This is a genomic window from Pseudomonas sp. Con_6 (assembly GCF_059379395.1).
In genome coordinates, this window is sequence record NZ_CM182011.1 from 6,927,467 (window position 1) to 6,953,768 (window position 26,302).

Here is a 26,302-nt window from a genome sequence, read left to right on the forward strand (position 1 = left end):
GTGAAAAACAGATCAGCCGATGGCGATCATTTCGAAATCGGTCTTGCCAACGCCGCAATCCGGGCACAGCCAGTCTTCCGGCACGTCTTCCCAGCGGGTGCCCGGAGCGATGCCGTCATCCGGCCAGCCCTCGGCCTCGTCATAGATCAGGCCGCACACCACGCATTGCCACTTTTTCATCGCTCGTTCTCCTCGTTTCAGGCTTGGCACGATCATGGTTTTTTTCGAATGGGCGATCGGCCTTCAGCGGGCTTTGTACTGAGCCCGGCCAGACGATGCAAGCCGCCCCGGCAAACATGTTAAGCTCCGGCGCTTCACTGGCCTGTAACCGTATATCTACCGTGCCAAACGAATCCCCGCATTATCCTGCCGCGCAGTGGACGCCGCATACGCCGCAACTGGCCGCGAAGACCCCGGCGCTGATCCTCGACTGGTTGTTCGACCAAGGCTCCTTGACCCGTCGTCTGACCCACCTTTCCACCGATAATTTCTCCGTGACGCCCCTGTTCGAAGGCTGGCAGCCACTGCGCGACGACGAGTGCCTGAGCCTGGACCTCGCCCCCGGCAGCGAAGGCTGGGTCCGCGAGGTGTACCTGCGCGGTCATGGCGAGCCGTGGGTGTTCGCCCGCAGCGTGGCCGGCCGCGAGGCCCTGCGCAACGACGGTCTCGACCTGGAGGCGCTGGGGAGCCGTTCGCTGGGCGAACTGCTGTTCTGCGACCAGGGCTTCGCCCGTCAGGCCATCGAGGTCTGTCATTACCCTGCCGACTGGCTCCCCGCCGAACAGGTCACCCACGCCCTGTGGGGCCGGCGCTCGCGCTTCGATCGGGGTGGATTGCGCTTGCTGGTGGCCGAAGTGTTCCTGCCCACCCTGTGGCAGGCCACCGCAGCATTCAAGGAGGTGCGCTGATGTACCTGGACCTGCTCAAGTCGCTCAATCGCCTGCATCCGCGGGCCTGGGACTTCATCCAGCTAAGCCGCATGGACAAGCCGATCGGCATCTACCTTCTGCTTTGGCCGACCCTGTCGGCGGTGTGGATCGCCGGCAACGGCTCGCCGACCCCGGCCAACGTGCTGATCTTCCTGTTCGGCGTGGTATTGATGCGCGCCGCCGGCTGCGCGATCAACGATTTCGCCGACCGCAAGGTGGATGGCCACGTCAAGCGCACCGCCGAGCGCCCACTGGCCGCTGGACGGATCAGTGCCCGCGAAGCCCTGGCCCTGTTCGCCATCCTCGTGTCGATCAGCTTCCTGCTGGTGCTGTGCACCAACCAGAAGACCGTGCTGCTGTCGTTCGGCGCTGTGGCGCTGGCGGCGTGCTACCCGTTCATGAAGCGCTACACCTACTACCCGCAGGTGGTCCTCGGCGCGGCGTATTCCTGGGGTATCCCGATGGCCTTCACCGCGGCCACCGGCGAGCTGCCGGCGATCGCCTGGCTGCTGTACATCGCCAACCTGCTATGGACGGTGGGTTATGACACCTACTACGCCATGGTCGACCGCGACGACGACCTGAAGATCGGCGTGAAATCCACAGCGATCCTGTTCGGCGAGGCCGACCGCATCATCATCCTGTCGCTGCAGGGCGCGTCGCTACTGTGCCTGCTGCTGGCGGGCAACCAGTTCGGCCTGGGGGGCTGGTTCCATCTGGGGTTGCTGGGTGCGGCGCTGTGCTTCGCCTGGGAATACTGGTCAACCCGCAGGCTTGAGCGGGATGCTTGCTTCAAGGCGTTCCTGCATAACCATTGGGCGGGGTTCATCATCTTTGTCAGCATCGTGATTCACTACATCACCCGCTAACTCACTGACTACACAAAACCTGTGGGAGCGGGGTTACCCGCTCCCACAGAGTCTTCGGCAAGCCTTACGGCTTGGCCGCGTGCCACACATCCTTCATGCCATCACCGGTCATCTCCCCGGCCTTCTTGTCCTTGACGAAGGTGTACAACGGCTTGCCGTCGTAGGCCCACTGCATGCTGCCATCGTCACGCTTGATCTGCGTCCACTTGCCTTCAGCCTTGTCGCCGGCCTTCACCATCAGTGGCGGCCAGTTCTTCGCGCAATCACCGTTGCACATGGACTTGCCACCGCTGTCCTTGTCGAAGGTGTAGAGGGTCATGCCAGCATGGTCCACCAGCATGCCTCCCTTCTCCATGGCCGGCTGCGCTGCCGCCACCCCCGGGATCGCCAGGGCTGCACAGAGCGCCATCCAGTTCAGCGTATGTCGTGTCATTGGATTCACCGTTTTTATTGAAGAGCAGGACTTTGAAGCCTAGTTCAGTAACAAGAAGTTGCTGCAACGGCCCCCGACCTGTCACACAGCTGCAATAATTCCGTTATCTAATGCGGGCCAAGACACCTGAAGCTGGGGAGAGGTTTGAGCATGGTTGGCAGAAACATTCTGATCGTTGACGACGAAGCGCCAATTCGCGAGATGATCGCCGTTGCATTGGAAATGGCCGGCTATGACTGCCTGGAGGCCGAAAACTCGCAGCAGGCCCACGCCATCATCGTCGACCGCAAGCCGGATCTGATCCTGCTCGACTGGATGCTGCCGGGCACCTCCGGCATCGAACTGGCCCGCCGCCTGAAGCGCGACGAACTGACCAGCGATGTACCGATCATCATGCTCACCGCCAAGGGTGAGGAAGACAACAAGATCCAGGGCCTGGAAGTCGGCGCCGACGACTACATCACCAAGCCGTTCTCGCCACGCGAGCTGGTCGCCCGCCTGAAAGCGGTCCTGCGCCGCGCCGGCCCGACCGATGGCGAAGCGCCAATCGAAGTCGGCGGCCTGCTGCTCGACCCGATCAGTCACCGCGTAACCATCGATGGCAAACCTGCCGAGATGGGCCCGACCGAATACCGCCTGCTGCAATTCTTCATGACCCACCAGGAGCGCGCCTACACCCGTGGCCAGTTGCTGGACCAGGTCTGGGGCGGCAATGTCTACGTCGAGGAGCGCACCGTCGACGTGCATATCCGCCGCCTGCGCAAAGCGCTGGGTGATGCCTACGAAAATCTGGTACAAACCGTTCGCGGCACTGGCTATCGGTTCTCGACCAAGAGCTGAAATACAGCCGCAAGCTTCAAGCCATAAGCTTCAAGAAAGAGCAAAACCGACCCGTTTCGACTTGCAGCTTGAGGCTTACGGCTTGTAGCCAAGAAAAAGCCTCATGAAGAGCAAAAGAACAACGAGATCCGCTTCAAACTTGCAGCTTGTAGCTTGCGGCTTGCAGCTGATCCGCAAGGATCCCCCCAATTGAACCAGAACTGGCACGGCACCCTGATTCGCCACATGCTGCTGCTGATCACCGTCTGCCTGCTGGTCGGACTGGTCAGCGGTTACTACGGCTGGAGCCTGGCCTTGGGCCTGGCAGTCTACCTGGGCTGGACCCTCAAGCAGATGCTGCGCCTGCATCAATGGCTGCAGGCGCACAAGCCCGACGAGCCACCACCGGATGGCTACGGCCTCTGGGGTGAAGTGTTCGACAGCATCTACCATCTGCAACGCCGTGACCAACGCGTACGCGGGCGCCTGCAAGCGGTGATCGACCGCGTGCAGGAGTCCACCGCCGCGCTGAAAGACGCGGTCATCATGCTCGACAGCGAAGGCAACCTGGAGTGGTGGAACCGTGCCGCAGAAACCCTGCTGGGCCTGAAGACCCCACAGGACAGCGGCCAGCCGGTGACCAATCTGGTCCGCCATCCGCGCTTCAAGGAATACTTCGAACAGGAAAACTACGTCGAGCCGCTGGAAATCCCCTCTCCCACCAGCGACCGGATGCGTATTCAGTTCCACATCACCCGCTACGGCAACAATGAGCACCTGATGCTGGTGCGCGACGTGACCCGCATCCACCAACTGGAACAGATGCGCAAAGACTTCGTCGCCAACGTTTCCCACGAACTGCGCACGCCGCTAACGGTCATTGCCGGCTACCTGGAGACCCTGCTGGACAACGTCGAAGACGTGAACCCGCGCTGGGTCCGTGCCCTGCAGCAGATGGCGCAACAGGGTTCGCGCATGCAGACTCTGCTCAACGACTTGCTGCTCTTGGCCAAGCTGGAGGCCACCGACTATCCATCGGACAACCATCCTGTGTCGGTCGACAACCTGCTGCAATCGATCAAAGGCGATGCGCAGGCCCTGTCCGGCCAGCGTAACCAACGCATCACGCTGGAGGCCCAACCCGGTATCCGCCTCAAGGGCAGCGAGGCGGAACTGCGCAGCGCCTTCTCCAACCTGGTGTTCAACGCCGTGAAGTACACCCAGGACGAAGGCAATATCCGTATCCGCTGGTGGGCCGACGAACAGGGCGCGCACCTCAGCGTGCAGGACTCCGGCATCGGCATCGACGCCAAGCACCTGCCTCGCCTGACCGAACGCTTCTACCGTGTCGACTCCAGCCGTGCCTCCAACACCGGCGGTACCGGCCTGGGCCTGGCGATCGTCAAGCACGTGTTGTTACGCCACCGCGGTCGCCTGGAGATCAGCAGCGTGCCGGGTCATGGCAGCACCTTCACCTGCCACTTCCCCAGCGCCCAGCTCGCCGCGCAAAGGGCGTACTGATCCAGCGCACTTTGCATTTGCGCCCTCAGCCGCTACATTGGCGGACCGGTGCCAGCATGAGCTGGCACCTATTTCTTACTATTTCAAGAAAACGGAACCCCGTAAAACTCCATCATGGATCCTTCCTCTAGTATCAGCCTCGCCTCCCTTTTCGCCGACTTCGGCATGATTCTCTTCGCCCTGCTCCTGGTTCTGCTCAACGGCTTCTTCGTTGCCGCCGAGTTCGCCATGGTCAAGCTGCGCTCGACCCGGGTCGAGTCGATCGCCGAGCAGCACGGCTGGCGCGGCAGCATCCTGCGCACCGTACATAGTCAGCTGGACGCCTACCTGTCCGCCTGTCAGTTGGGTATCACCCTCGCTTCGCTGGGCCTGGGCTGGGTGGGTGAGCCGGCCTTCGCCCACCTGCTGGAGCCGCTGCTGGCCGCGGTTGGCGTGCAGTCCCCGGAAATCATCAAGGCCATCTCATTCTTCAGCGCCTTCTTCGTGATCTCCTACCTGCACATCGTGGTCGGCGAACTGGCGCCCAAGTCCTGGGCGATCCGCAAGCCGGAACTGCTGTCGCTGTGGACGGCGGTGCCGCTGTACCTGTTCTACTGGCTGATGTACCCGGCCATCTACCTGCTCAACGCCAGCGCCAACGCCATCCTGCGCATTGCAGGGCAAGGCGAGCCTGGCCCGCACCACGAGCACCATTACAGCCGCGAAGAACTGAAGCTGATCCTGCACTCCAGCCGTGGCCAGGACCCCAGCGACCAGGGCATGCGCGTACTGGCCTCGGCGGTGGAAATGGGCGAGCTGGAAGTAGTCGACTGGGCCAACTCCCGGGAAGACATGATCAGCCTCGACGCCAATGCGCCGCTGAAGGAAATCCTGGCGATGTTCCGCCGCCACAAGTTCAGCCGCTACCCGGTGTATGACGCCGAGCGCGGCGAGTTCGTCGGCCTGCTGCACATCAAGGACCTGCTCCTGGAGCTGGCGGCCCTGGACCACGTGCCGGAGTCGTTCAACCTGGTGGAACTGACCCGCCCGCTGGAGCGCGTGTCCCGGCACATGCCGCTGTCGCAGTTGCTGGAGCAGTTCCGCAAGGGCGGCGCGCACTTCGCCCTGGTCGAGGAGGCCGACGGCAAGGTCATCGGCTACCTGACCATGGAAGACGTGCTGGAAGTGTTGGTGGGCGATATCCAGGACGAACACCGCAAGACCGAACGCGGCATCCTCGCCTACCAACCGGGCAAGCTGCTGGTGCGGGGCGATACGCCGCTGTTCAAGGTGGAGCGCCTGCTGGGCATCGACCTCGACCATATCGAGGCGGAAACCCTAGCCGGCCTGGTCTACGAGACTCTCAAGCGCGTTCCGGAAGAGGAAGAAGTGCTGGAAGTCGAAGGCCTGCGCATCATCATCAAGAAGATGAAAGGGCCGAAGATCGTCCTGGCCAAGGTACTCAAGCTCGATTGAGCCGCTTCACGGGTTGCCGGCTGTGAAGTTCGGCAATCCGCCTATGGGCTGGTTGAACTGGTAGGGAATCGACTCCACCGCCAGCCCGACATTGCGCTGCACCACGAAATGCAGGTGCGGCGCGGTGCTCCTCCCGGTGTTCCCAGAACGCGCCAGCGGCGTGCCATAGGCCACCTGCTGGCCCTCGCGCACCACCACCGAACCGCGCATCAGGTGCAGGTACACGCCCATGGTGCCGTCGTTATGCAGGATCCGCACGAAGTTGCCTGATGGCTGGGTGCCCTGCCCGCTCTGCTGGTTCTCGATCTTGACCACCACCCCGGCCCGAGCGGCGATGATCGGCGTGCCCTCGGGCATGGCGATGTCCATGGCGTAGCGGCCTTTGGGGCCGAAGTGGCTGAAACGGCCATTGGGGCCCTGGGTCAGGCGGAACGGGCCACCGCGCCAGGGCAGCGGATAGCGATAGGCCTGGGGCCGCTGCGCGGGATCGCCGAGGGCGGTGCGGAAGGTTTCCCGGTAAGTGACCTTCTGGCCCGGACGCAACGCGGTGAGGCCGGTGAGCGCCACCGTGGCCCGTGGTCCGACCACCCGGCGCACCACCCGCGGCCCGCTTTCCCGGGCGTTGCCCAGGCGTTCCAGGCGCAGTTCCACTTCAACTGGCGCATAGAGTTCGTTGTACACCGAGAAGTGCACGCCTTCGGGATGGGGGGTGGTCTGCAGGTGCACCTGGCTGTCGAGCTTCTCGTCCATGCGATCGCGAAATACGAAGGGTCGAGAGCCCGCCATGGGGCGGTCTGAATAGGTGACCACGCCGTAGGCGTCGCGACTCTGGTAGATGGTCATGGCCAGCGCCGGTCCGGCGGATAACAGCAATGCGCAGAACAGCAGCAGGCGGGATGGCATGGCGGGTGGCCTTCTGACGACAGGGTTGTTTCGGGTCTGTCGTCGAAGACTAGCAGCGCACTGTTACGCTAGAAGGCGTGGAAACGGCTTGAGAGGGTTGCAGGCGATCAGCGGTGGCAATTTGCCGCTAAACGGCCATATGCCACGACGCGGACCTTGTGGGAGCGGGTTCACCCGCTCCCACAAGGTCCGCGTTGCAATCAGGCGCTCGGGATGTACTGCTTCTGCGCGGTACCACGGGCGATCAGGCGCGACAGGTAGTCGAGCTTCTGCGCATCCTGGTCGACGAAACGGAAGATCAGTTGCAGCCAGTCGCTATCCGGCTTCGGCTCCATGGCCGCGACCGAGTGCAGGTAGCCGTTGAGACGGGCGACTTCCGACTGCTCGCCCTGCTCCAGGTCGAGTACGGCGCCTTCCAGCACCTGCGGCAGTGCATCGCTGCGACGCACCACCAACGAGGCCTCCTTGAGGGTCAGGGCCTTGATGATGCAAGGCTGGTTGCCGCTGGACAGGCGCAGTTGGCCCTGGCCACGACCCGTCGGGGTAGCCGGCTGGGTCGGTACCGGCGGGGCGCTGATCAGCGGCTTGGCGGCCGCAGCAGCCGCCGGCGCGCTTGGCGCGGCAGGCTTGGCGGCGCCGGTCAGGGCCGACAGGGAATCGTTTGCGAAGCCAGTGGAGGAGCGCGCCGGACCACCTGCCATCGCAGCATCCAGCTTGCCGACCTTGGCCAGGGCTTTCTTCACCTTGGTCAGCAGTTGCTCGTTAGTGAACGGCTTGCCGACATAGTCCGAGACGCCGGCCTGGATCGCCTGAATAACGTTCTCCTTGTCGCCACGGCTGGTCACCATGATGAACGGCAGGGCCTTGAGTGCGTCCTGCTGGCGGCACCAGGTCAACAGTTCGAGACCGGACATCTCCGGCATCTCCCAGTCGCACAGGACCATGTCGAAGGCTTCCTTGGCCATCACGGCCTGGGCCTTGCGACCGTTGACCGCATCCTCGATGACCATGCCGGGAAAATAGTTACGCAGGCATTTCTTTACCAGGTCGCGGATGAACGGCGCATCATCCACAACAAGCACACTGACTTTACTCATCGCCACTCCTTCCTGATCCCGACTAGCATAACGTTGACTGATGGCTATTTGCCAAAACTTCGGTCACGCCGGGACACAACAACAGATTCGTTCGCGGGTGCCTTCTCTTGCGCTGCCGCAAACGAAAACGCCCGGCCAGAGCCGGGCGTCAGTTCTCGGGGCAATCTTATTTATCGTCAGATTCGGCCGGAACATTAGGCATTTCAGCGCCTTGTACTTCTTCTTTCATGCGCTTGAGGCCCAGGTGACGCACGTCGGTGCCGCGCACCAGGTAGATCACCAGCTCGGAGATGTTGCGCGCATGGTCGCCGATCCGCTCCAGCGAACGCAGGGCCCAGATGACGCTGAGGACGCGCGAGATCGAACGCGGGTCTTCCATCATGTAGGTGACCAGCTCGCGCAGGGCGGTCTTGTATTCGCGGTCGATGGTCTTGTCGTACTGGGCCACGGAGAGCGCCAGGTCGGCGTCGAAACGGGCGAAGGCGTCCAGGGCGTCACGGACCATGTTGCGTACCTGGTCGCCAATGTGACGGACTTCGACGTAGCCGCGTGGCGACTCGCCTTCCTCGCACAGCTGGATGGCACGGCGGGCGATCTTGGTGGATTCGTCGCCGATGCGCTCCAGGTCGATCACCGACTTGGAAATGCTGATGATCAGGCGCAGGTCGGACGCAGCCGGCTGGCGACGGGCGAGGATACGCACGCATTCCTCGTCGATGTTGCGCTCCATCTGGTTGATCTGCTCGTCGACTTCACGCACCTGCTGGGCCAGGCCGGAGTCGGCCTCGATCAGCGCGGTGACTGCGTCGTTGACCTGCTTCTCGACCAGGCCGCCCATGGCCAGGAGGTGGCTGCGCACCTCTTCGAGCTCGGCGTTGAACTGCTGGGAGATGTGATGGGTGAGGCTGTCTTTATCGATCATGCTTTCGCTCCGCAAAGCTGCCGGCTCCAAGCCGCAAGCTTCAAGTCATTCGTGTCTGTCCCGGGCACCGCCTGCTCGCCGCTTGTGGCTGTTCCTAGCCGTAGCGACCGGTGATGTAGTCTTCGGTCTGCTTCTTGGCCGGGTTGGTGAACAGGGTGTCGGTGTCGCCGAACTCGACCAGTTTGCCCATGTACATGAACGCGGTGTAGTCGGAGACGCGCGCCGCCTGTTGCATGTTGTGGGTCACGATGACGATGGTGTACTTGGATTTCAGCTCGTAGATCAGCTCTTCGACCTTCAGGGTCGAGATCGGGTCGAGTGCCGAGCACGGTTCGTCGAGGAGCAGGACTTCCGGCTCGACGGCGATGGTGCGGGCGATGACCAGACGCTGCTGCTGACCACCGGACAGGCCCAGTGCGGAGTCGTGCAGGCGGTCTTTCACTTCGTCCCACAGTGCGGCGCCCTTCAGGGCCCACTCGACGGCTTCGTCGAGCACGCGCTTCTTGTTGATGCCCTGGATGCGCAGGCCGTAGACCACGTTTTCATAGATGGTCTTGGGGAACGGGTTAGGCTTCTGGAACACCATACCGACGCGGCGACGCAGTTCGGCAACGTCTTCGCCCTTGCGGTAGATGTTGTTGCCGTAAAGGTTGATGGCGCCCTCGACGCGGCAGCCGTCGACCAGGTCATTCATGCGGTTGAAGGTCCGCAGCAGGGTCGACTTGCCGCAGCCGGACGGGCCGATGAAGGCGGTCACGCGCTGTTTCGGGATGTTCATCTGCACATCGAACAGGGCTTGTTTCTCGCCGTAGAACAGGCTCAGGCCCGGTACTTCGATGGCCACGGTTTCTTCGGCCAGGCGCAGGCTCTGTTTGTCGCGACCCAGGGCCGACATGTCGATGCCGTGGGCGTGGGCGTGGGATTCATGCTGCATGGTCAGACTCCATACGCTATCAATTTCGTTTCATCGCACCGCCCGGCGCTGGGCACGGGCGGCAATCGCAAAGGGGTGTCGATCAGCTGTCCAGCGCCTTGTACTTCTCGCGCAGGTGGTTACGGATCCACACCGCCGAGAGGTTCAGGGTGGCGATCACCAGCACCAGCAGCAGCGCGGTGGCGTACACCAGCGGACGGGCCGCCTCGACGTTCGGGCTCTGGAAGCCGACGTCATAGATGTGGAAGCCCAGGTGCATGATCTTCTGGTCCAGGTGCAGGTACGGGTAGTTGCCGTCCACAGGCAGCGAAGGCGCCAGTTTCACCACACCCACCAGCATCAGCGGCGCCACTTCACCGGCGGCACGGGCCACCGCGAGGATCATGCCGGTCATCATCGCCGGGCTGGCCATCGGCAGGACGATCTTCCACAGGGTCTCGGCCTTGGTCGCACCCAGGGCCAGGGAGCCTTCGCGCACGGTCCGCGGGATCCGCGCCAGGCCTTCCTCGGTGGCGACGATCACCACAGGTACCGCCAGCAGGGCCAGGGTCAGCGAGGCCCAGAGCAGACCCGGGGTACCCAGGGTCGGCGCCGGCAGCGCCTCAGGGAAGAACAGGCGGTCGAGCGAGCCACCCAGCACGTAGACGAAGAAGCCCAGGCCGAATACGCCGTAGACGATCGCCGGAACACCGGCCAGGTTGTTCACCGCGATGCGGATCAGGCGGGTCACCGGGCCCTGGCGGGCGTATTCGCGCAGGTAGACTGCCGCCAGTACGCCGAACGGGGTGACGATCACGGCCATGATCAGGGTCATCATCACGGTACCGAAGATGGCCGGGAAGATACCGCCCTCGGTGTTGGCTTCACGCGGGTCGTCGCTGAGGAATTCCCAGACCTTGCTGAAGTACACGCCCATCTTGGTGGCCAGGCCCATGCCGTTAGGCTGGTAGGCGTGTACCACTTTGCTCAGGTTGATCTCCACTTCGCGGCCGTTGCCGTCGCGGGCAACCAGGGCGTCGCGGGCGAAGTCCTGGTGCAGAGTGCCCAAGCGGTCTTCGATGGCCTTGTAGCGGTTGTTCAGTTCGGCGCGTTCAGCTTCGATGTCGGCCTGCGCGGCCGCATCCAGCTTGCCTTCCAGCTCCAGCTTGCGGCTGTGCAGGCGCAGACGCTCGAGGCCATGGTTGATGGCGCCGATATCCTTTTTCTCCAGGCTTTGCAGGTCGCGGGCAAGCTTCTCGGAGCGGGCCAGGCGGTTCTGCAACTCAGCCCAGGCGGCCTGACCTTCAGCGACGACCTTGCCGTTTTCCTTGACGCTGACCAGGTAGCCATAGAAGTTGCCCCACTCACGGCGCTCCAGGGCGATCAGCTCGGCGGGACGCTGCTGGTCAACCAGCCATTCACCGACCACCCAGGTGAAGTCGCTACCGTTCAGGTCACGGTTACCGACCTTGATCAGTTCGCGGGTCATGAACTCCGGACCGTCATCCGGTACCGGCAAGCCGGCACCTTTCAGACGTGCACGCGGTACTTCTTCCTTCTGTACCACCTCACCGACCACCACGTGCGCGGGCTGGCCCGGCACGTTGTAGCTGGCCTGGATCAGGTCAGCAGGCCAGAAGTGGCCCAGGCCGCGGACGGCGATTACGGCGAGCAGGCCGATGGTCATGATGACCGCGATGGCAACCGAGCCACCGCTGATCCAGACGCCCGGGGCGCCGCTCTTGAACCAGCTGTTGAGGGAATCCTTTTTCACGGATCTCTACCTTCTCTATCAAAGCGACGAGTATTTCTTGCGCAGACGCTGGCGAATCAGCTCGGCCAAGGTGTTCATGATGAAGGTGAACATCAGGAGCACCAGCGCGGCCAGGAACAGCACACGGTAATGGCTGCCGCCGACTTCCGACTCAGGCATTTCCACCGCGACGTTGGCCGCCAGGGTGCGCATGCCTTCGAACAGGTTCAGCTCCATCACCGGCGTGTTGCCGGTAGCCATCAGCACGATCATGGTTTCACCCACGGCGCGGCCCATGCCGATCATCAGCGCCGAGAAGATGCCCGGGCTGGCGGTCAGGATGACCACGCGGGTCAGGGTCTGCCATGGCGTGGCACCCAGCGCCAGCGAGCCCAGGGTCAGGCTGCGCGGCACGCTGAACACGGCGTCCTCGGCGATCGAGTAGATGTTCGGGATGACCGCGAAGCCCATGGCGATACCCACTACCAGGGCGTTGCGCTGGTCGTAGGTGATGCCCAGGTCGTTGGTGATCCACAGGCGCATGTCACCGCCGAAGAACCACGTCTCGAGGAACGGGCTCATGTACAGGGCGAACCAGCCAGTGACGAGGATCACCGGGATCAGGATCGCCGCTTCCCAGCCATCCGGGACGCGCAGACGGATCGACTCCGGCAGGCGGCTCCAGCTGAAACCGGCGACCAGGATGCCCAGCGGCAGCAATAGCATGAGGCTGAACACGCCCGGGAGGTGGCCTTCGAGGTATGGCGCCAGGAACAGACCGGCGAAGAAGCCGAGGATCACCGTCGGCATCGCTTCCATCAACTCGATCACCGGCTTGACCTTGCGGCGCATGCCCGGAGCCATGAAGTAGGCGGTGTAGATGGCGGCGGCGATGGCCAGCGGAGCGGCGAGGATCATCGCGTAGAACGCCGCCTTCAGGGTCCCGAAGGTCAGCGGCGACAGGCTCAGCTTGGGTTCGAAGTCGGTGTTCGAGGCGGTCGACTGCCAGACATATTTAGGCGCGTCGTAGTTCTCGTACCAGACCTTGCCCCACAGCGCGCTGAAGGAGACTTCCGGGTGCGGGTTCTTCAGGGTCAGCGGCTGCAGCTTGTTGCCTTCCTCGATGAACACGCGGTTGGCACGTGGCGACAGGGCAAGGATGCCCGGGCCTTCGACCGCCTGCTCGACCAGCAGGGTACGGTGCGCGGTGCTGTGGAACACACCGAGCTTGCCGGCCGCGTCGAGGGCGACGAAGCCCTTGCGGCGCTCTTCGGCGTCGATCTGCACGATCGGCGCGTCGCTCATCTTGAAGTCGCGGATACGCTTCAGGCGTTGCTCGCCATCCGGGTCGCGGGCCATGAACCACTGCGACAGGACACCCTTGGAGTCACCGATGATCAGCGAAATACCACCGACCAGCTGGGCGCTGGCGGTGACTTCGACATTGCCGTCCTCGGCCAGCTTGTAGCGACCGTTGAGGCTCTTGTCGCGCAGGCTGAACACGTCGGCCTGCGCGCGACCGTTGATCACGTACAGCCACTGCTGACGCGGATCGATGAAGATCTGCTTCACCGGCTCGGTCATCTGCGGCAGGTCGATACGGTTCTGCTCGTTGGTGACCTCGCCGGTCATCATGTTTTCCGAACGGCTCAGTTGCAGCACCTGCAGGTGCGCGCCAGCAGAACCGGTAAGCATCAGGGTGTCGCCGTTGACGTTCAGGCTCACGTGTTCCAGCGCGCGACCCTCGTCGTCCAGGGCAATGGGCTCCTGGCCGTAGGGGAAGTCGATGGCGGGCGTGATGGTCTTCTTGTTGTCCGGGTAGGTGATCTTGTAGGTGTGGTGGAACACCAGCACCTGACCGTTGGACAGGCCCAGCACGATCAGCGGGCTACCCGGCTGGTCGGCACCGATCGACGTCACCTGGACGCCAGCCGGCAGGGGCAGATCGACGCGCTTGATCTCGGCGCCGGTCTTGGTATCGAAGAACAGAGCCTGCCCCCTGTCGGAAACACGCATGCCGACGAGGTTCTGCTCTTCCAGGGCAATCATCAGCGGTTTGCCCGCGTCCTGTTGCAGCCAGGTTGGCTCCAGGGCCTTCTTGCTGGTCAGGCTCGCGCCCTGGAACAGCGGCACGACCACATAGGCCAGGTAGAAGAAGATCAGGGTGATCGCCGCCAGCACGGCGAGCCCGCCTACCAGTACATACCAGCGGGTCAGGCGATCCTTGAGCGCGCGAATGCGGCGCTTGCGTTGCAGCTCGGGCGTATTGAAATCAATCCGCACGGGGGGAGAATTTTGGGTCATTGTGGAGTTGGCCAGATCATTCATGCGCACACCCTAGCGGTCCCGTATGACAGAAACATGACAATGCAGTGACGCAAAAAAGCCCGCCGCGCAGATGTCCTGGCAGCGGACTGGGAATTTGCAGCGGAGCTCGGCATCCTCCGAGCCCCGCCTGGTCACACTTAGTTCTTGGCTACACCGGCAGCGTGGGACAGGCCCAGGTCAGCCAGGGCTTTCTCAGCCACTTTGGCTGGCAGCGGGATGTAACCGTCCTTCACGACCACTTGCTGGCCGGCCTGCGACAGAACCAGCTTCACGAACTCGGCTTCCAGCGGGGCCAGAGGCTTGTTCGGAGCCTTGTTGACGTAGACGTACAGGAAGCGCGACAGCGGGTACGAGCCGTTCAGGGCGTTGGCTTCGTTGTCTTCGATGAACTCGCCGCCTTCTTTCTTGGCCAGGGCTACAGTCTTGACGCTAGCGGTCTTGTAACCGATGCCCGAGTAGCCGATGCCGTTCAGCGAGGAACTGATCGACTGGACAACGGAAGCCGAACCAGGCTGCTCGTTGACGTTAGGCTTGAAGTCGCCTTTGCACAGGGCTTCTTCCTTGAAGTAGCCGTAGGTGCCGGATACCGAGTTACGGCCAAACAGTTGAACTGGCTTGTTGGCCAGGTCGCCAGTCACGCCCAGGTCGCCCCAGGTCTTGACGTCGGCTTTGCCACCGCACAGGCGGGTGGAGGAGAAGATAGCGTCGACCTGGGCCATGGTCAGGCCTTTGATCGGGTTGTCCTTGTGAACGAAGACAGCCAGGGCGTCAACGGCAACCGGGATGGCAGTCGGCTTGTAGCCATACTTCTGCTCGAACGCCTGCAGCTCGACGTCCTTCATCTTGCGGCTCATAGGGCCGAGGTTGGCGGTGCCTTCGGTCAGCGCGGGTGGCGCGGTGGAGGAACCGGCGGCTTGGATCTGGATGTTTACGTTCGGGTATTCTTTCTTGTACGCCTCAGCCCACAGCGTCATCAGGTTGGCCAGGGTATCGGAACCAACGCTGGAGAGGTTGCCCGACACACCGGTGGTCTTGGTGTAGGTCGGAATAGCTGGGTCAACAGCGGCTACCGCGTTGGCGGTGGCAACGCCAGCGGCGACAAAGGTCAGGGCCGCCATCAAACGCTTCAGTTTCATGCCTTGCTCCTAGCAGGAATTCGGGGGTGAGATGGATCGGGCCCAAGTATCTGTAGGCCGCATGACCAATCTATGACCTGAATATGACAATTAGATGAAAGGCCATCACCTGCCAGCCTTTATCTGACGCCCGGCCTTATGCCGGTAAACCGCGGCCTCCCTTGAACATCAGATACAGCGGCGCAAGGCCGCTGTCTGCCGGAAATACCAGGACACAATCGTCAAAGCTGACCTGGTCCATCGCTGCCAACGGCTCCAACAAAGGTGTCTCGGGCGTATCCACCACACCGCCCACCTGCCGTGGCACGGGCGCCGGGGCAGGACTGGTAGCCGCATTCCAGCTCAACGCCAGGGACGGGAAGCCCGAAACACCGTGACTGAGCGTCTGGTCCACGGCAACGACCTTGACCCGTGAGGACAGCTGGGTGCCGCTGGTGGGAGTCAGGGCTATCTGCTGCATGACCGTGATCTGCTGCAGTCCGACAAAAATCTTCCGGCGCTCGACAGGAGCGGTCCGGGAAAACAGGCGATAGGGCATTTCCACCTCGGCGCCGGCGCGAGCTAGTCCTTGCCAGTCATGTCCCTCAATGGGCATCAGCTCACCCAACGGCACACTGACGGCGTACCAGTTGCGCGCTTTCCAGTGTTCGAAGAAAAAGCCGGCGACGCCGCAGAAAGTGCCGGGATGTTCTTCCTTTAAAGAGGTTGCTTGCCAGCTGAACTCGGCCACGGCGGAGCGGATGGCCTTTTTCATGGCGGCAAGGCTTCCAAGGTCATCGATCGCGATGGCATCAGCGAACATCAACGCAGGACGCAACTGGGTGGCACGGGATGAAAGCGCCACGATCTTCGGCGTCTTGTCTATTTCGGCACCAGGAGCGGACAGACGACGGACCAGATGCGCTTCTGCAGCCGCGAACAAGGGAACGCAGCGTTCGTGCAACTGCCGATGACGTTGCTCGGCGTCGGCGAGGGAGGCCAGATAGCGACTGCTGCCCTGGGTGAGGATGTCGAGAACCCTGGACTGGATACCCGGATCGCGGAAAGGACTGGTGAGGTTTCTTTCAGCAGCGGATTTGGCGAACTGGACTTTCAGCTTCAGGTATTCGAGCGCCTTTATGGATCGGACCATGACAGTCTGCGCCATTTCAAGGACGCTCATTTCCTCGATATGGCCGGCGATGGAGCGTGAGTCGAGGGTTTTTGCCTGCCATTGATCCAGTAGCCGGGCGAGGTGAAGCAGAGCGTTGTCGACCGACTTCACGGCGACATCGATCTGGGCAACCTGTCGGTTGGCCTGGTCCAGATCCTTGTTCGACTCGGCGACCTTGCGCTGCTGCGGGTTCAGGCGAACAGCAGGCTTGGGCGGAGCGGGTACGGGTTCGTTGCGGAAGGCGGCCTTGCCTTGGCGATGATGCCACTGCCGGACATGAAACACGATGCTGTCGACCGAGTGGCCATTGCCGGTTTCGAGATAGGGCGGATAGAACAACAGGTCGGCCCCGAGGGGATCACCGATGATCTTGTCGAAGTGGTCGATCAGTCGGGCATGGGTTTCGTTGTCCAGGTCGGCGTTCCAGAGGGTCGATACCAGGGATTTGAATTCGTCGGGGGTGTAGTCGCCTAAAGCTTTCTTGATTTCCATTTCAACTCTCCCTGTTGAAAGATGGCGGCATGTCATCAGACGTGACGCCCTTTTCTACTCATATTTTCTTCTTGAAGACCAACGCTTCAACTTTCATTTCAGCGGAATACTTGAATATCAACGTAATCCCTGGGAACAACGAACTGTCGTAATCATAAGTATCCCATCCACCGGTCCAACCCGTTGGCTGGGGAAGCTTCACCGGGCCATGGGTTTCCTCAGGCACCCCGAAAACCTCGCGAACCCAGTTCTGGTCCATGTTTTTTTGCAATTTTCCGGGAAGCTCACCTTCGTACTCAAGCGTCGACGGCGTCGTTTCCTTGAGCAGGATGAACAATTTGATGAACACGCTTTCCTCCGAGGAGAATGTCATTTCTACACCCTCCTCCGGTTCAAAATAGACGTGCTCTGATCCAGGAAATATCTGCAGAAGCGGCTCATCGGGGATAACTCCGCCGGCCAACAGGTCAATATGCGGGCGCCCAAGAAAACGTATGACTTTCTCGATTACTTCAGCCTTCATTGGCATCACCTTTGCTCACCTTGAAGCGCATGAAAATAGGGCTGATAAAACAGCAGGTCAGCGCTCCAGCGGTTCGAAACCAAGGCCTCGCATTCGTCTGCTGGGTACACGACCAGCGTTGGCTTGAATTCCATTTCAAAGCTCCTTTAATTAATAAAAGCCACCATGCTGTAAGCGCATGGCGGCCAGGTCTGTTATCTCAACGCAAAAACTACTGCTTTTACTTGCATATCAGCCGCGTACTGAAACTGCAATAATACTCCCGGAAATAGTTCGTCATCGTACACATAGTACGCCCAGCCTCCCGTCTGCCCTATAGGCACAGGCATTAAAACCGGAGCCCCAGAAGAGAGAGGCTCACCGAACAAATCGAGAACCATCTCCTGATCCATTCCCGGAAAAAAAATCTCGGGAAGTTCACCTTTGTATACACTAGTACCTTCGTATGTTTCTTTCAGCGTTATGTGCAACGCCTTCAACATTTTATTCTCCGCCAGGAAGTCCAACCCAAGGCCTTCCTCTGGAAGGATGTAAATACTGTCAGAGCCAGGGTAGATTTCGATAAATTCTACCTCTGGGAAAATATTCTCCGCAGCAAGTTCTGCATAAGGTCGACCAAGATACCCAACGATTTTATCGATATCGTCCTTCTTCATTTTATCCACCCTTGCAGTCTTTGCAGATCATGTATTTTCTGCCTGGCCTGCTCAATTTTCGATTCTTCCAGTCCATGCTCAATCAGCCCCGGCTTTATCGCGTCGAAATTTCTGTCGATAGCGGATTTTAAATCAAGAGCATCTGCGTTCTGCTTCTCCTTGGTATTTCTCCCACCGTAGGTTTCACTGAGTTTCCTGTGAACTTCGCTAGGGATCGCAATACCAGGCGCCTTGGAGAGTGCCGCTTTTATGTCCGGACCAGTCATGTTCGGAAAAGCCCTCGACAGGTATAGCTGCAATGCTTTCTTCGAAACAATATGATCGATATCCAGACCATCCCCGTTACTGTCTCTCTGCAATTGATCAGCTGGCCCAACATCCAATGGCTCCGAAAAAACCAACCCCGGCGACGGCAGATCACTCCCCTCTCCGTAGCCAGGAAGCTTGGACCCGATCTCGCCCTCGTCCAGCCCCGGAAGTGTTTCGATTTGCGGCCGATACGGATCGAGTTCGGCGCCAGGAATGGTCCCCGGCAGCGTCGGCCCCTGGGGAAGATCGGTCGAGCCCAGCAGATTGCTGCCCGGCGGTACCAGGGGCGTCCAGGTGCGCCGCCCTCCCGAGGAGTGCGCCAGCGATTTCGCGGCCTCGAGTGAAATCGGTTCGCCCAGTTGCAGCCAGGGCGCAAATCGCTGGGCCTGCGCTCGCACACCGAAGGTGCTGGCCGGGCTGTGCAGGCTGAGACGGTCCAGGTCATACGGCGCGGTGCCCAGTGCCGCGCTCTGCGCGTACCGAACCTCGAACTCGCGACGCTCGCCAACCCAGGTGTTTTTCGGCGCATAGGGTGCGAGACCATTGGCGATACGCCTCTGGTTGATCTCGCTGAACGCACCGCCAGGCGCGGCTTCCTCTCCAATGGACCGCCACAACGCTTGCTCGAAACCGGCGAACGAAGCGAATTCCCTGCCCCGCAACGTGCTTGCCGCCTGCGCCGGAATCGCAGCCCCGCTCGCCTGGGTGCTGGCATCCCACCACCCCGGAGCGGCAACCTGCCCGCTGCCACTGACAACACCCGTTCCGGCGGGTGGTACATCGAACGAAAAATAGAGAGGCGCCCTACCCGGGATACAGACGATGCAGTCATTGATGCGGGTGTCCGCACCGACAGGGATCGCTAGCGCTTCCAGTTCGGATGACAGCAGCCCCGATGCCGCCTGCAGCTCCGATGTTGGCGAATCAGCCGTGAACACCAGATCACGGTCCGTAGCCGCCTGCCCTTCAGCACGGTAGGTGTTGGTCAGCGGATCGAAGACCGCGTTTCTCACCGGGACCTGGGACGAAATTTCCTCACCGGTACTGGCAACGATGATGGCGGTGCTGTTGCCATGGGCTTCAAGCCTGACCCGGTAGTCGACCTCGGCCATCCCTCCGCGCTCAGCCAGGGCTTGCAGGTCCTGCCCCGTACGCACGCCCATCCCATCAGCAGGAATCCCGATCCCTTGAAGAAGGCGGCGCTGCTCCGGCAGCAGTTCGCCGTTGCCCACGGCCGCGGAGTATGTCGCCGCGGTCACGAATGTGCCGAGCGCCTGGCCGGTGCGAATGGCCGCGACCCTGGCAATCTCCCTGATCGAGTCGAAAACCGCCCGTTCGATCGCCGACACCACGCCTTCCGCCACCCGGACCCCATCCCAGGTGAGCATGCTTCCAGCGCCAACAGCGGCCATGGGCAGGGTCAGCGAATTGGCTTCGCGGATCCGCTTCAGCCGCAGGTTTTCATCCGCCAGTTGCTTGAACTGGACCCGCGCCTCGCGCAGCTCCTTGTACTGGCGCTGCTTCTCCCACGCGTCCTCGCGGGCCTTCCACACGACTTTCTGCTCGGCATGACGAGCCGCCAGAGCATTGGATCGCTCGGTCAGCTGACGTATGGCTTCGGAGAGCAACTGCGCTTCCTGCGCCGCGACATAAGCCGCTTCCCAGTCCTGGTGGAGTTGCTGGAACGACTGGCTGGAGCTTTGCTGCGTGAGGCGTGCGGCGTAGTCCTGTGGGGAACGCTGGAGCGGGTCCTGGCCGTCGAACGCCCGGGCCTGTTGGTTCTTGCGCTGCAACTCGGCGGCTTTTGCCGCGATCATCTGCTCGACCACCTGCTTTTCGCGGGTGATCAGATGCAGTTGCCAACGCTCGCTGCCGTCATTGGCCGGGTACTTGCGCACGGCCTCCAACTCGGCCTTCAGCGTTTGCCCGACGCTTCCGAGACTGGCAGCGTAATGCCGGTCTATCGTCGAACGGGTGGCTTGCTGGGTTTGCGCGAAATGACGCACCCATTGCTGGTGCGCGGCGGCCTGGGCAGCAAGCTTTGCCTGGTGTGCCGCTTCGGCTGCGGCTTGTTGTTCGGCACGGCGTTTGGCGATTGCCGCCGCCCTGGCCCTGGCACGCTTCTTCGCCCGCTTGCGACTCGATCCGCCAAAACCGCCGGAAAATCCATTCCCGCCGCCTATGTCGAAAAAGCCCGCGTCCCTCGGTCCTTGCGTTTCGACGGTGCCGTCGCGGATAACCACGTCGCCCGTCGATTGATCGGGAAACAACTTGTCCATACAGAATCTCCTTGTCTGTATGGCGCAGCGTGGCGAGTTGGAGGGGGACGACTGGGGTACATGTTTATGACCCTGGGGCGGCCATATACATCAATGTGTTTCAAAGGCTCCGTTGCAGGATTGCCCTGCAACGGAGGCGTGGCAGATCAGCGCTTGGTCGCCAGCAAATACAGGCCCACCAGGAAGCCAATGGTGCAGATCCCCGCCACATACATCGCCGGCGCCATCGGGCTGAACTTGAGGAGCGCGGTGACGGCCATCGGGGTCAGGCCGCCGAAGATGGCGTAGGCGACGTTGTAAGAGAACGACAGGCCGCTGAAGCGCACCACCGGAGGGAAGGCGCGCACCATGACGTAGGGGACGGCGCCGACGATGCCGACGCACAGGCCGGTCAGGGCGTACATGGGGAACAGCAGGTCCTTGTGGTCCGCGAGGGTGTGGTAGAAGGTCCAGGACGTCACCAACAGCGCAAGACTGCCGACGACGAATACGCGACCCGCGCCGAAGCGGTCGACCAGCTTGCCGGCGCCGACGCAGCCCAGGGTCAGGAACACGATGGCCAGGCTGTTGGCCTGCAGTGCCACGCTCGGGGTGAAGCCGTAGACGGTCTGCAGCACGGTCGGGGTCATCAGGATCACCACGATGATCCCGGCGGAGAGCAGCCAGGTCAGCAGCATCGACAGGACGATGGCGCCACGGTGGTCACGCAGCACCGCGCGCAGCGGCACTTCCTCGGCCAGGGCCTTGCGCTGCTGAAGCTCGGCGAACACCGGGGTCTCGTGCAGCCAGCGGCGCAGGTACACCGAGAACAGGCCGAACACGCCACCCAGCAGGAACGGGATGCGCCAAGCGTAGTCGGACACTTCCTCGGGGGTATAGACGCTGTTGATCAGGGTCGCCACCAGCGAGCCGAGCAGGATACCTGCCGTCAGCCCCGCCGTGAGGGTGCCGCAGGCGAAGCCGGTGTTGCGCGCCGGCACGTGCTCGGAGACGAACACCCAGGCGCCCGGCACTTCACCGCCGATCGCCGCGCCCTGGATCACCCGCATCAGCAGGAGCAGGATCGGCGCCGCCATGCCGATCTGCGCGTAGGTCGGCAGCAGGCCCATGATCAGGGTCGGCACGGCCATCATGAAGATGCTCAGGGTGAACATCTTCTTGCGCCCCAGCAGGTCGCCGAAGTGGGCCATGACGATGCCGCCCAGCGGCCGCGCCAGGTAGCCCGCGGCGAAGATGCCGAACGTTTGCATCAGGCGCAGCCATTCCGGCATGTCGGCCGGGAAGAACAGCTTGCCGACCACCGTGGCGAAGAACACGAAAATGATGAAATCGTAGAACTCCAGCGCACCGCCGAGGGCGGACAGCGACAGGGTCTTGTAGTCGTTGCGGGTCAGCGGTCGGGCCGGTTGGTCGAGGCTGGAGGGAACCGATGTCATTGAGGCTTCTCTTATTGGAAGGTGCGCAGGCCTGGCAGCAAGGTTTCAAGGGCCTGGAAGAACTTCGAACGATAACAAATTGTCCGAAAGCGACACAGATCTACATAAACCACGCAGATAATCCTGACTACGTGGTCGTCGGTCCCTGCGAGGCTCTATATACTGGCCCCTCGTAGCAACCGGTTGAGTCCAAGGTGGGATATTGTGCGAAAACGCTGCCAAGTAGGCTTGGTCGGTTTCGCAGAGTCTCCCTTCGCCGCCCTTCGAAACGAAAGCTGCGTGGTATGAATCAGCTGAATCGTTTTTTGCGGCGCCCTTCTGCGTCAACCAATGAAGCGTCACGGGTCAGAGGCACCCCCGGCATGATTGAACTCGAACAAGAAGATCCGATCCCGCAAGGCGACCTGGCCTTGCAGATCACCGCACTACCCCGCGAAACCAATGGTTTCGGCGATATCTTCGGCGGCTGGCTGGTCGCCCAGATGGACCTCGCCGGCACCGCCATGGCCAGCCGCGTCGCTGGTGGCCGGGTTGCCACCGTGGCGATCGATCGCATGGCCTTCCTGGTGCCCGTGGCAGTCGGCGCGCAGTTGTCCTTCTATACCCAGACCCTGGAAATCGGCCGCAGCTCGATCCAGATGATGGTCGAAGTGTGGAGCGACGACCCGCTGTCCAGCGAATGGCGCAAGGTTACCGAGGCGGTCTTTGTCTTCGTCGCCATCGACGGCAGTGGCCGCACCCGCTCGGTACCGCCTCGTCGCTGATCGGGCAGCGCGCTAAACTCGCTGATTCGCGAAAGGTCCAACCCTTACGTCACTTCATCGAGATCAGCGCATGTCCACACCCAAGGTCGAATCGGAACAACACGGCGAACTCAACTGCTGGCGCATCACCAGCGACAGCGCCGAGCTGCTGGTGGCCCAGCAGGGTGCGCAGGTGCTGAGCTACCAGCGATTGGGCGAGCCGCCCCTCCTCTGGCTAAGCGACCAGGCCTTGTTCAACCGCGGTAAATCGGTGCGCGCTGGCGTACCGGTGTGCTGGCCGTGGTTCGGCAACCTGCAGCGCAACCCGGAAGCCGTACGCAAGCAGTTCAATGGCAGCGAAGCCCCGGCCCATGGCCTGGTCCGCGGCCGCGACTGGCAACTGCTTGGCATCGACAGTAGCGGTGACGCTGTGCAACTGTCCTTCACCCTCCCGGAAACCCAGGGCGACCTGCCCGGCTGGCCGCATCAGGTCGAGCTGGCCCTGACGATCCGCATGGGCGAGGACCTCAGCCTCGATCTCACCAGCCGCAACCTTGGCAACGACCCCGTGGCCCTGAGCCAGGCGCTGCACAGTTACTTTGCAGTCAGCGACGTGCGTTCGGTCAGCCTCGAAGGGGTAAAAGGCCTCGACTACATCGAAACCCTGGCGGACTGGGAGCAGCGCACCCAGCAGACGGACCTGACCTTCAGCGGCGAGACCGATCGCATCTACCTTGATACTCCGGCCGAACTGACCATCGTCGATGCGGCGTGGAACCGCCGTGTGCGCGTCACCACCCGCGGTTCGCGGTCGGCGGTGATCTGGAATCCGTGGACCGAGCGTGCCGCGCAGCTGCCGGACATGGCTGATGATGGCTGGCAGCGCATGTTGTGCATCGAGACGGCGAATGTGTGGGGCGATGTGGTGGAATTGGCGCCGGGGGCCAGTCATACCCTGGGCCTGACCCTGTCCAGCGAGCGAATCTGAAAAGAGCGACGCGGACTTGTGGGAGCGGGTTCACCCGCGATTACGATAGTGAATCCACTGCCGCAATCGCGGGTGAACCCGCTCCCACAAGGTCCGCGTTGCCTTATAGATCCGCGTCTTCGACCACCCGCACCTTCGCCGCATCCATCGCGTACGCGGCATCGGCCATGTCATTGCTGACCTTCTCGATCTTCAATTTCCCGCTGACCCACAGCGGCGTGTAGATATCCGCCAGCTTCACACCCTTGGGATAGCGCACCAGCACCAGCTGGTTCGGCGGTGGCGGCGGCACGTGGATGCAGGCGCCCGGGTAAGGCACGAGGAAGAACAGCGTGCTGTTGCCCTTGGCATCCGCTTCCAGCGGCACGGGATAGCCGCCGAGACGGATCGACTTGCCGTTCATGCCGGCCACGGTATGGGTCGAATACATCACCGCCGGCAGGCCCTTGCTCTGCTTCAGGCCCCCCTTGGCATCGAACGTGCCCTTGGCTTCCGGGGAGTTGTGATCGATTTCCGGCATTTCTTCGAGGGCTTTCTGGTCCGACTTGGGCATCAGTTCCAGCCAGTCGGTCTCAGGCAGTTCGGCCCGGGCGAGGGTGCTGCACAGCAGCAGGGGAATGAGAAAAAGCGCACGCATGAAAAAGCTCGGCAACCGTAGGAAAAGTTGCCGAGCATTCTAGCCCGGAGTCAGCTCTTTTTGATGAAACCGTAGATCACCAGCAGGATGATCGCGCCCACCACCGCACCGATAAACCCGGCTGCCTGGCCCGCCTGATAGATACCCAGAGCCTGGCCGCCGTAAGTCGCCGCCAGCGAGCCGCCGATACCCAGCAGGATGGTCATGATCCAGCCCATGCTGTCGTCGCCGGGCTTGAGAAAACGCGCCAGCAGACCGACGATCAGGCCGATGAAGATGGTTCCGATGATTCCCATGGCAATCCCTCTGATGATAAATGCACCACCAAAGCCTAGTCAGCGCTTTGGTGTCCTGCCATCAGAGGGTTGCGAGGCGCAGAGGTTCAGCTCAACCCGCGATCAGGGCTTCGACCTGCTGGATTTTCTGCTCCAGCGTGGCCAGGTCAGCGCAGCGCAGGGTAGCGTGACCGACCTTGCGTCCGACCTTGAAAGCCTTGCCGTAGTGGTGCAGGTGGCAGTCGTCGATGGCGACCACTTTATCCACAGGCGGGACCTCGCCGATGAAATTGAGCATGGCGCTTTCGCCGACCTTGCGGGTCGAACCCAGCGGCAGGCCGGCCACGGCACGCAGGTGGTTCTCGAACTGGCTGCACTCGGCGCCTTCAATGGTCCAGTGCCCGGAGTTGTGGACCCGCGGGGCGATCTCGTTGGCCTTCAGGCCACCATCGACCTCGAAGAACTCGAAGGCCAGTACGCCAACGTAGTCCAGCTTCTCCAGGACGCGACCGGCGTAGTCCTCCGCCAGCGCCTGCAGCGGGTGCTCGCTGCTGGCCACCGACAGGCGCAGGATGCCGCTCTCGTGGGTGTTGTGCACCAGCGGGTAGAAACGGGTTTCACCGTCGCGGGCACGCACGGCGACCAGCGAGACTTCGCCGCTGAACGGCACGAAGCCTTCCAGCAGGCACGGCACGCTACCCAGCTCGGCGAAGGTGTCGACCACGTCGGCGGCGCTGCGCAGGACCTTCTGGCCCTTGCCGTCGTAACCCAAGGTGCGGGTTTTCAGCACGGCCGGCAGGCCGATGCTGGCCACGGCGGCCTCCAGGTCGGCTTGCGACTGGATGTCGGCGAAGGCCGGGGTGGGGATGCCCAAGTCCTTGAACATGCTCTTCTCGAACCAGCGATCGCGGGCGATGCGCAGGGCTTCGGCACTCGGGTAGACCGGCACGAACTGCGACAGGAAGGCCACAGTCTCGGCCGGCACGCTTTCGAACTCGAACGTCACCAGGTCGACTTCATCGGCCAGTTGACGCAGGTGGTCCTGGTCGCCGTAGTCGGCGCGCAGGTGCTCGCCAAGCGGCGCGGCGCAGGCGTCCGGTGCCGGGTCGAGGAAGGCGAAGTTCATACCCAGCGGGGTGCCCGCCAGGGCCAGCATGCGACCGAGCTGGCCGCCACCGATTACACCGATCTTCATGCGTATGACCTCAGGCCTGACGCGGATCTGGATTGTCCAGAACGCTGTCTGTCTGTTCTGCGCGGAACTGCTTCAGCACAGTGTGGAATTGCGGGTGCTTGGCGCCAAGGATGCTCGCCGAGAGCAACGCGGCGTTGATCGCGCCAGCCTTGCCGATGGCCAGGGTCGCCACCGGGATACCGGCGGGCATCTGCACGATAGACAGCAGCGAGTCGACACCGGACAGCATCGACGATTGCACCGGCACGCCCAGCACCGGCAGGTGGGTCTTGGCGGCGCACATGCCCGGCAGGTGGGCAGCGCCACCGGCTCCGGCGATGATCACCTCGATACCGCGGCCTTCCGCCTCTTCGGCGTACTGGAACAGCAGATCCGGGGTGCGGTGGGCGGAAACCACCTTCACTTCGTAGGGAATGCCGAGTTTTTCCAGCATATCGGCGGTGTGGCTAAGGGTGGACCAATCGGACTTGGAGCCCATGATCACGCCAACCAGTGCACTCATCGTCGAGCCTCTCCTGCAAGCGTCTTGTGACGCGCC

Annotated in this window: 26 protein-coding genes; 7 read left to right on the top strand and 19 right to left on the bottom strand. The window is 62.1% G+C overall.

What is annotated here, in order from left to right; translation table 11 throughout:
* Positions 1-12: 12 nt before the first annotated feature.
* Positions 13-180, bottom strand: coding sequence for a rubredoxin (locus AC5QPF_RS31390; RefSeq protein ID WP_009394419.1), 168 nt, complete (start codon positions 178-180; stop codon positions 13-15).
* Between the two features lie 161 nt (positions 181-341).
* Between AC5QPF_RS31390 and AC5QPF_RS31395 the strand changes: the two genes are divergently transcribed.
* Positions 342-908 (top strand): chorismate lyase, encoded by a 567-nt coding sequence (locus AC5QPF_RS31395; protein ID WP_494961428.1) that lies wholly within the window; start codon positions 342-344, stop codon positions 906-908.
* Entirely contained in the window at positions 908-1,798 is an 891-nt protein-coding gene (gene ubiA / locus AC5QPF_RS31400) for a 4-hydroxybenzoate octaprenyltransferase (RefSeq protein WP_494961429.1), read from the top strand. Before AC5QPF_RS31395 ends, ubiA begins: the two co-directional genes overlap by 1 nt.
* 64 nt (positions 1,799-1,862) lie before the next feature.
* Here the strand turns inward: ubiA and AC5QPF_RS31405 are convergent, their stop codons facing one another.
* The gene (locus AC5QPF_RS31405) at positions 1,863-2,231 is read right to left on the bottom strand and encodes a COG4315 family predicted lipoprotein (protein WP_494961430.1); all 369 of its coding nucleotides are present in this window, start codon (positions 2,229-2,231) and stop codon (positions 1,863-1,865) included.
* Positions 2,232-2,381: 150 nt separating this feature from the next.
* On the opposite strand from AC5QPF_RS31405, the gene phoB reads away from it, so the two are divergent.
* The 3 genes from phoB to AC5QPF_RS31420 all read left to right on the top strand — a co-directional run bounded on the left by phoB (position 2,382) and on the right by AC5QPF_RS31420 (position 6,026).
* Positions 2,382-3,071 carry a phosphate regulon transcriptional regulator PhoB gene (phoB, locus tag AC5QPF_RS31410; protein WP_075805828.1) on the top strand — a complete coding sequence of 230 codons (690 nt, stop codon included), beginning with the start codon at positions 2,382-2,384 and terminating at the stop codon, positions 3,069-3,071.
* 225 nt (positions 3,072-3,296) lie between these two features.
* Complete coding sequence (phoR, locus tag AC5QPF_RS31415; RefSeq protein ID WP_494964285.1) at positions 3,297-4,571, top strand: phosphate regulon sensor histidine kinase PhoR; 1,275 nt, start codon at positions 3,297-3,299, stop codon at positions 4,569-4,571.
* A gap of 114 nt (positions 4,572-4,685) precedes the next feature.
* A complete protein-coding gene (locus tag AC5QPF_RS31420; protein ID WP_494961431.1) occupies positions 4,686-6,026 on the top strand; it encodes a CNNM domain-containing protein in 1,341 nt (446 codons plus the stop codon).
* 6 nt (positions 6,027-6,032) lie between these two features.
* On the opposite strand, the gene AC5QPF_RS31425 is transcribed toward AC5QPF_RS31420, so the two are convergent.
* From AC5QPF_RS31425 to AC5QPF_RS31485, 13 genes are all read right to left on the bottom strand, one after another.
* Positions 6,033-6,929: a peptidoglycan DD-metalloendopeptidase family protein gene (locus AC5QPF_RS31425; RefSeq protein WP_494961432.1), complete on the bottom strand. Its 897-nt coding sequence runs from the start codon at positions 6,927-6,929 to the stop codon at positions 6,033-6,035.
* A gap of 200 nt (positions 6,930-7,129) precedes the next feature.
* Positions 7,130-8,026 (bottom strand): response regulator, encoded by an 897-nt coding sequence (locus AC5QPF_RS31430; RefSeq protein WP_494961433.1) that lies wholly within the window; start codon positions 8,024-8,026, stop codon positions 7,130-7,132.
* A 166-nt stretch (positions 8,027-8,192) separates the two neighbouring features.
* Complete coding sequence (gene phoU, locus AC5QPF_RS31435) at positions 8,193-8,948, bottom strand: phosphate signaling complex protein PhoU (protein WP_494961434.1); 756 nt, start codon at positions 8,946-8,948, stop codon at positions 8,193-8,195.
* A gap of 94 nt (positions 8,949-9,042) precedes the next feature.
* Positions 9,043-9,882, bottom strand: a complete 840-nt coding sequence (gene pstB, locus AC5QPF_RS31440) for a phosphate ABC transporter ATP-binding protein PstB (RefSeq protein WP_494961435.1) — start codon at positions 9,880-9,882, stop codon at positions 9,043-9,045.
* Between the two features lie 82 nt (positions 9,883-9,964).
* Positions 9,965-11,635 (bottom strand): phosphate ABC transporter permease PstA, encoded by a 1,671-nt coding sequence (pstA, locus tag AC5QPF_RS31445; RefSeq protein ID WP_494961436.1) that lies wholly within the window; start codon positions 11,633-11,635, stop codon positions 9,965-9,967.
* Between the two features lie 18 nt (positions 11,636-11,653).
* Entirely contained in the window at positions 11,654-13,942 is a 2,289-nt protein-coding gene (locus AC5QPF_RS31450; RefSeq protein ID WP_494961437.1) for an ABC transporter permease subunit, read from the bottom strand.
* A 137-nt stretch (positions 13,943-14,079) separates the two neighbouring features.
* Positions 14,080-15,078 carry a phosphate ABC transporter substrate-binding protein PstS family protein gene (locus tag AC5QPF_RS31455; RefSeq protein WP_494961438.1) on the bottom strand — a complete coding sequence of 333 codons (999 nt, stop codon included), beginning with the start codon at positions 15,076-15,078 and terminating at the stop codon, positions 14,080-14,082.
* A gap of 136 nt (positions 15,079-15,214) precedes the next feature.
* Positions 15,215-16,723 carry an S-type pyocin domain-containing protein gene (locus AC5QPF_RS31460; protein WP_494961439.1) on the bottom strand — a complete coding sequence of 503 codons (1,509 nt, stop codon included), beginning with the start codon at positions 16,721-16,723 and terminating at the stop codon, positions 15,215-15,217.
* A gap of 58 nt (positions 16,724-16,781) precedes the next feature.
* Entirely contained in the window at positions 16,782-17,246 is a 465-nt protein-coding gene (locus AC5QPF_RS31465; RefSeq protein ID WP_494961440.1) for a DUF6392 family protein, read from the bottom strand.
* Between the two features lie 5 nt (positions 17,247-17,251).
* On the bottom strand, positions 17,252-17,380 hold the full coding sequence (locus AC5QPF_RS31470; protein ID WP_494961441.1) for a hypothetical protein: 129 nt from the start codon (positions 17,378-17,380) through the stop codon (positions 17,252-17,254).
* A gap of 60 nt (positions 17,381-17,440) precedes the next feature.
* The gene (locus AC5QPF_RS31475; RefSeq protein WP_494961442.1) at positions 17,441-17,902 is read right to left on the bottom strand and encodes a DUF6392 family protein; all 462 of its coding nucleotides are present in this window, start codon (positions 17,900-17,902) and stop codon (positions 17,441-17,443) included.
* The gene (locus AC5QPF_RS31480; RefSeq protein ID WP_494961443.1) at positions 17,899-20,490 is read right to left on the bottom strand and encodes a pyocin-S2/colicin E7-DNase domain-containing protein; all 2,592 of its coding nucleotides are present in this window, start codon (positions 20,488-20,490) and stop codon (positions 17,899-17,901) included. The genes AC5QPF_RS31475 and AC5QPF_RS31480 overlap by 4 nt, the downstream gene beginning before the upstream one ends.
* A 146-nt stretch (positions 20,491-20,636) precedes the next feature.
* A complete protein-coding gene (locus tag AC5QPF_RS31485; RefSeq protein ID WP_494961444.1) occupies positions 20,637-21,926 on the bottom strand; it encodes an MFS transporter in 1,290 nt (429 codons plus the stop codon).
* A 362-nt stretch (positions 21,927-22,288) separates the two neighbouring features.
* On the opposite strand from AC5QPF_RS31485, the gene AC5QPF_RS31490 reads away from it, so the two are divergent.
* Together AC5QPF_RS31490 and AC5QPF_RS31495 are read left to right on the top strand one after the other, a co-directional pair.
* Positions 22,289-22,690: an acyl-CoA thioesterase gene (locus AC5QPF_RS31490; RefSeq protein ID WP_009402429.1), complete on the top strand. Its 402-nt coding sequence runs from the start codon at positions 22,289-22,291 to the stop codon at positions 22,688-22,690.
* A gap of 70 nt (positions 22,691-22,760) precedes the next feature.
* Positions 22,761-23,657, top strand: coding sequence for an aldose epimerase family protein (locus tag AC5QPF_RS31495; protein ID WP_494961445.1), 897 nt, complete (start codon positions 22,761-22,763; stop codon positions 23,655-23,657).
* 103 nt (positions 23,658-23,760) lie between these two features.
* On the opposite strand, the gene AC5QPF_RS31500 is transcribed toward AC5QPF_RS31495, so the two are convergent.
* The 4 genes from AC5QPF_RS31500 to purE form a co-directional block, all read right to left on the bottom strand.
* On the bottom strand, positions 23,761-24,294 hold the full coding sequence (locus AC5QPF_RS31500; protein WP_494961446.1) for a DUF3299 domain-containing protein: 534 nt from the start codon (positions 24,292-24,294) through the stop codon (positions 23,761-23,763).
* Positions 24,295-24,344: 50 nt separating this feature from the next.
* Entirely contained in the window at positions 24,345-24,590 is a 246-nt protein-coding gene (locus AC5QPF_RS31505; RefSeq protein WP_494961447.1) for a GlsB/YeaQ/YmgE family stress response membrane protein, read from the bottom strand.
* A 91-nt stretch (positions 24,591-24,681) separates the two neighbouring features.
* Positions 24,682-25,764, bottom strand: coding sequence for a 5-(carboxyamino)imidazole ribonucleotide synthase (locus AC5QPF_RS31510; protein WP_494961448.1), 1,083 nt, complete (start codon positions 25,762-25,764; stop codon positions 24,682-24,684).
* Between the two features lie 10 nt (positions 25,765-25,774).
* Entirely contained in the window at positions 25,775-26,266 is a 492-nt protein-coding gene (gene purE / locus AC5QPF_RS31515; RefSeq protein ID WP_009402441.1) for a 5-(carboxyamino)imidazole ribonucleotide mutase, read from the bottom strand.
* Positions 26,267-26,302 lie beyond the last annotated feature (36 nt).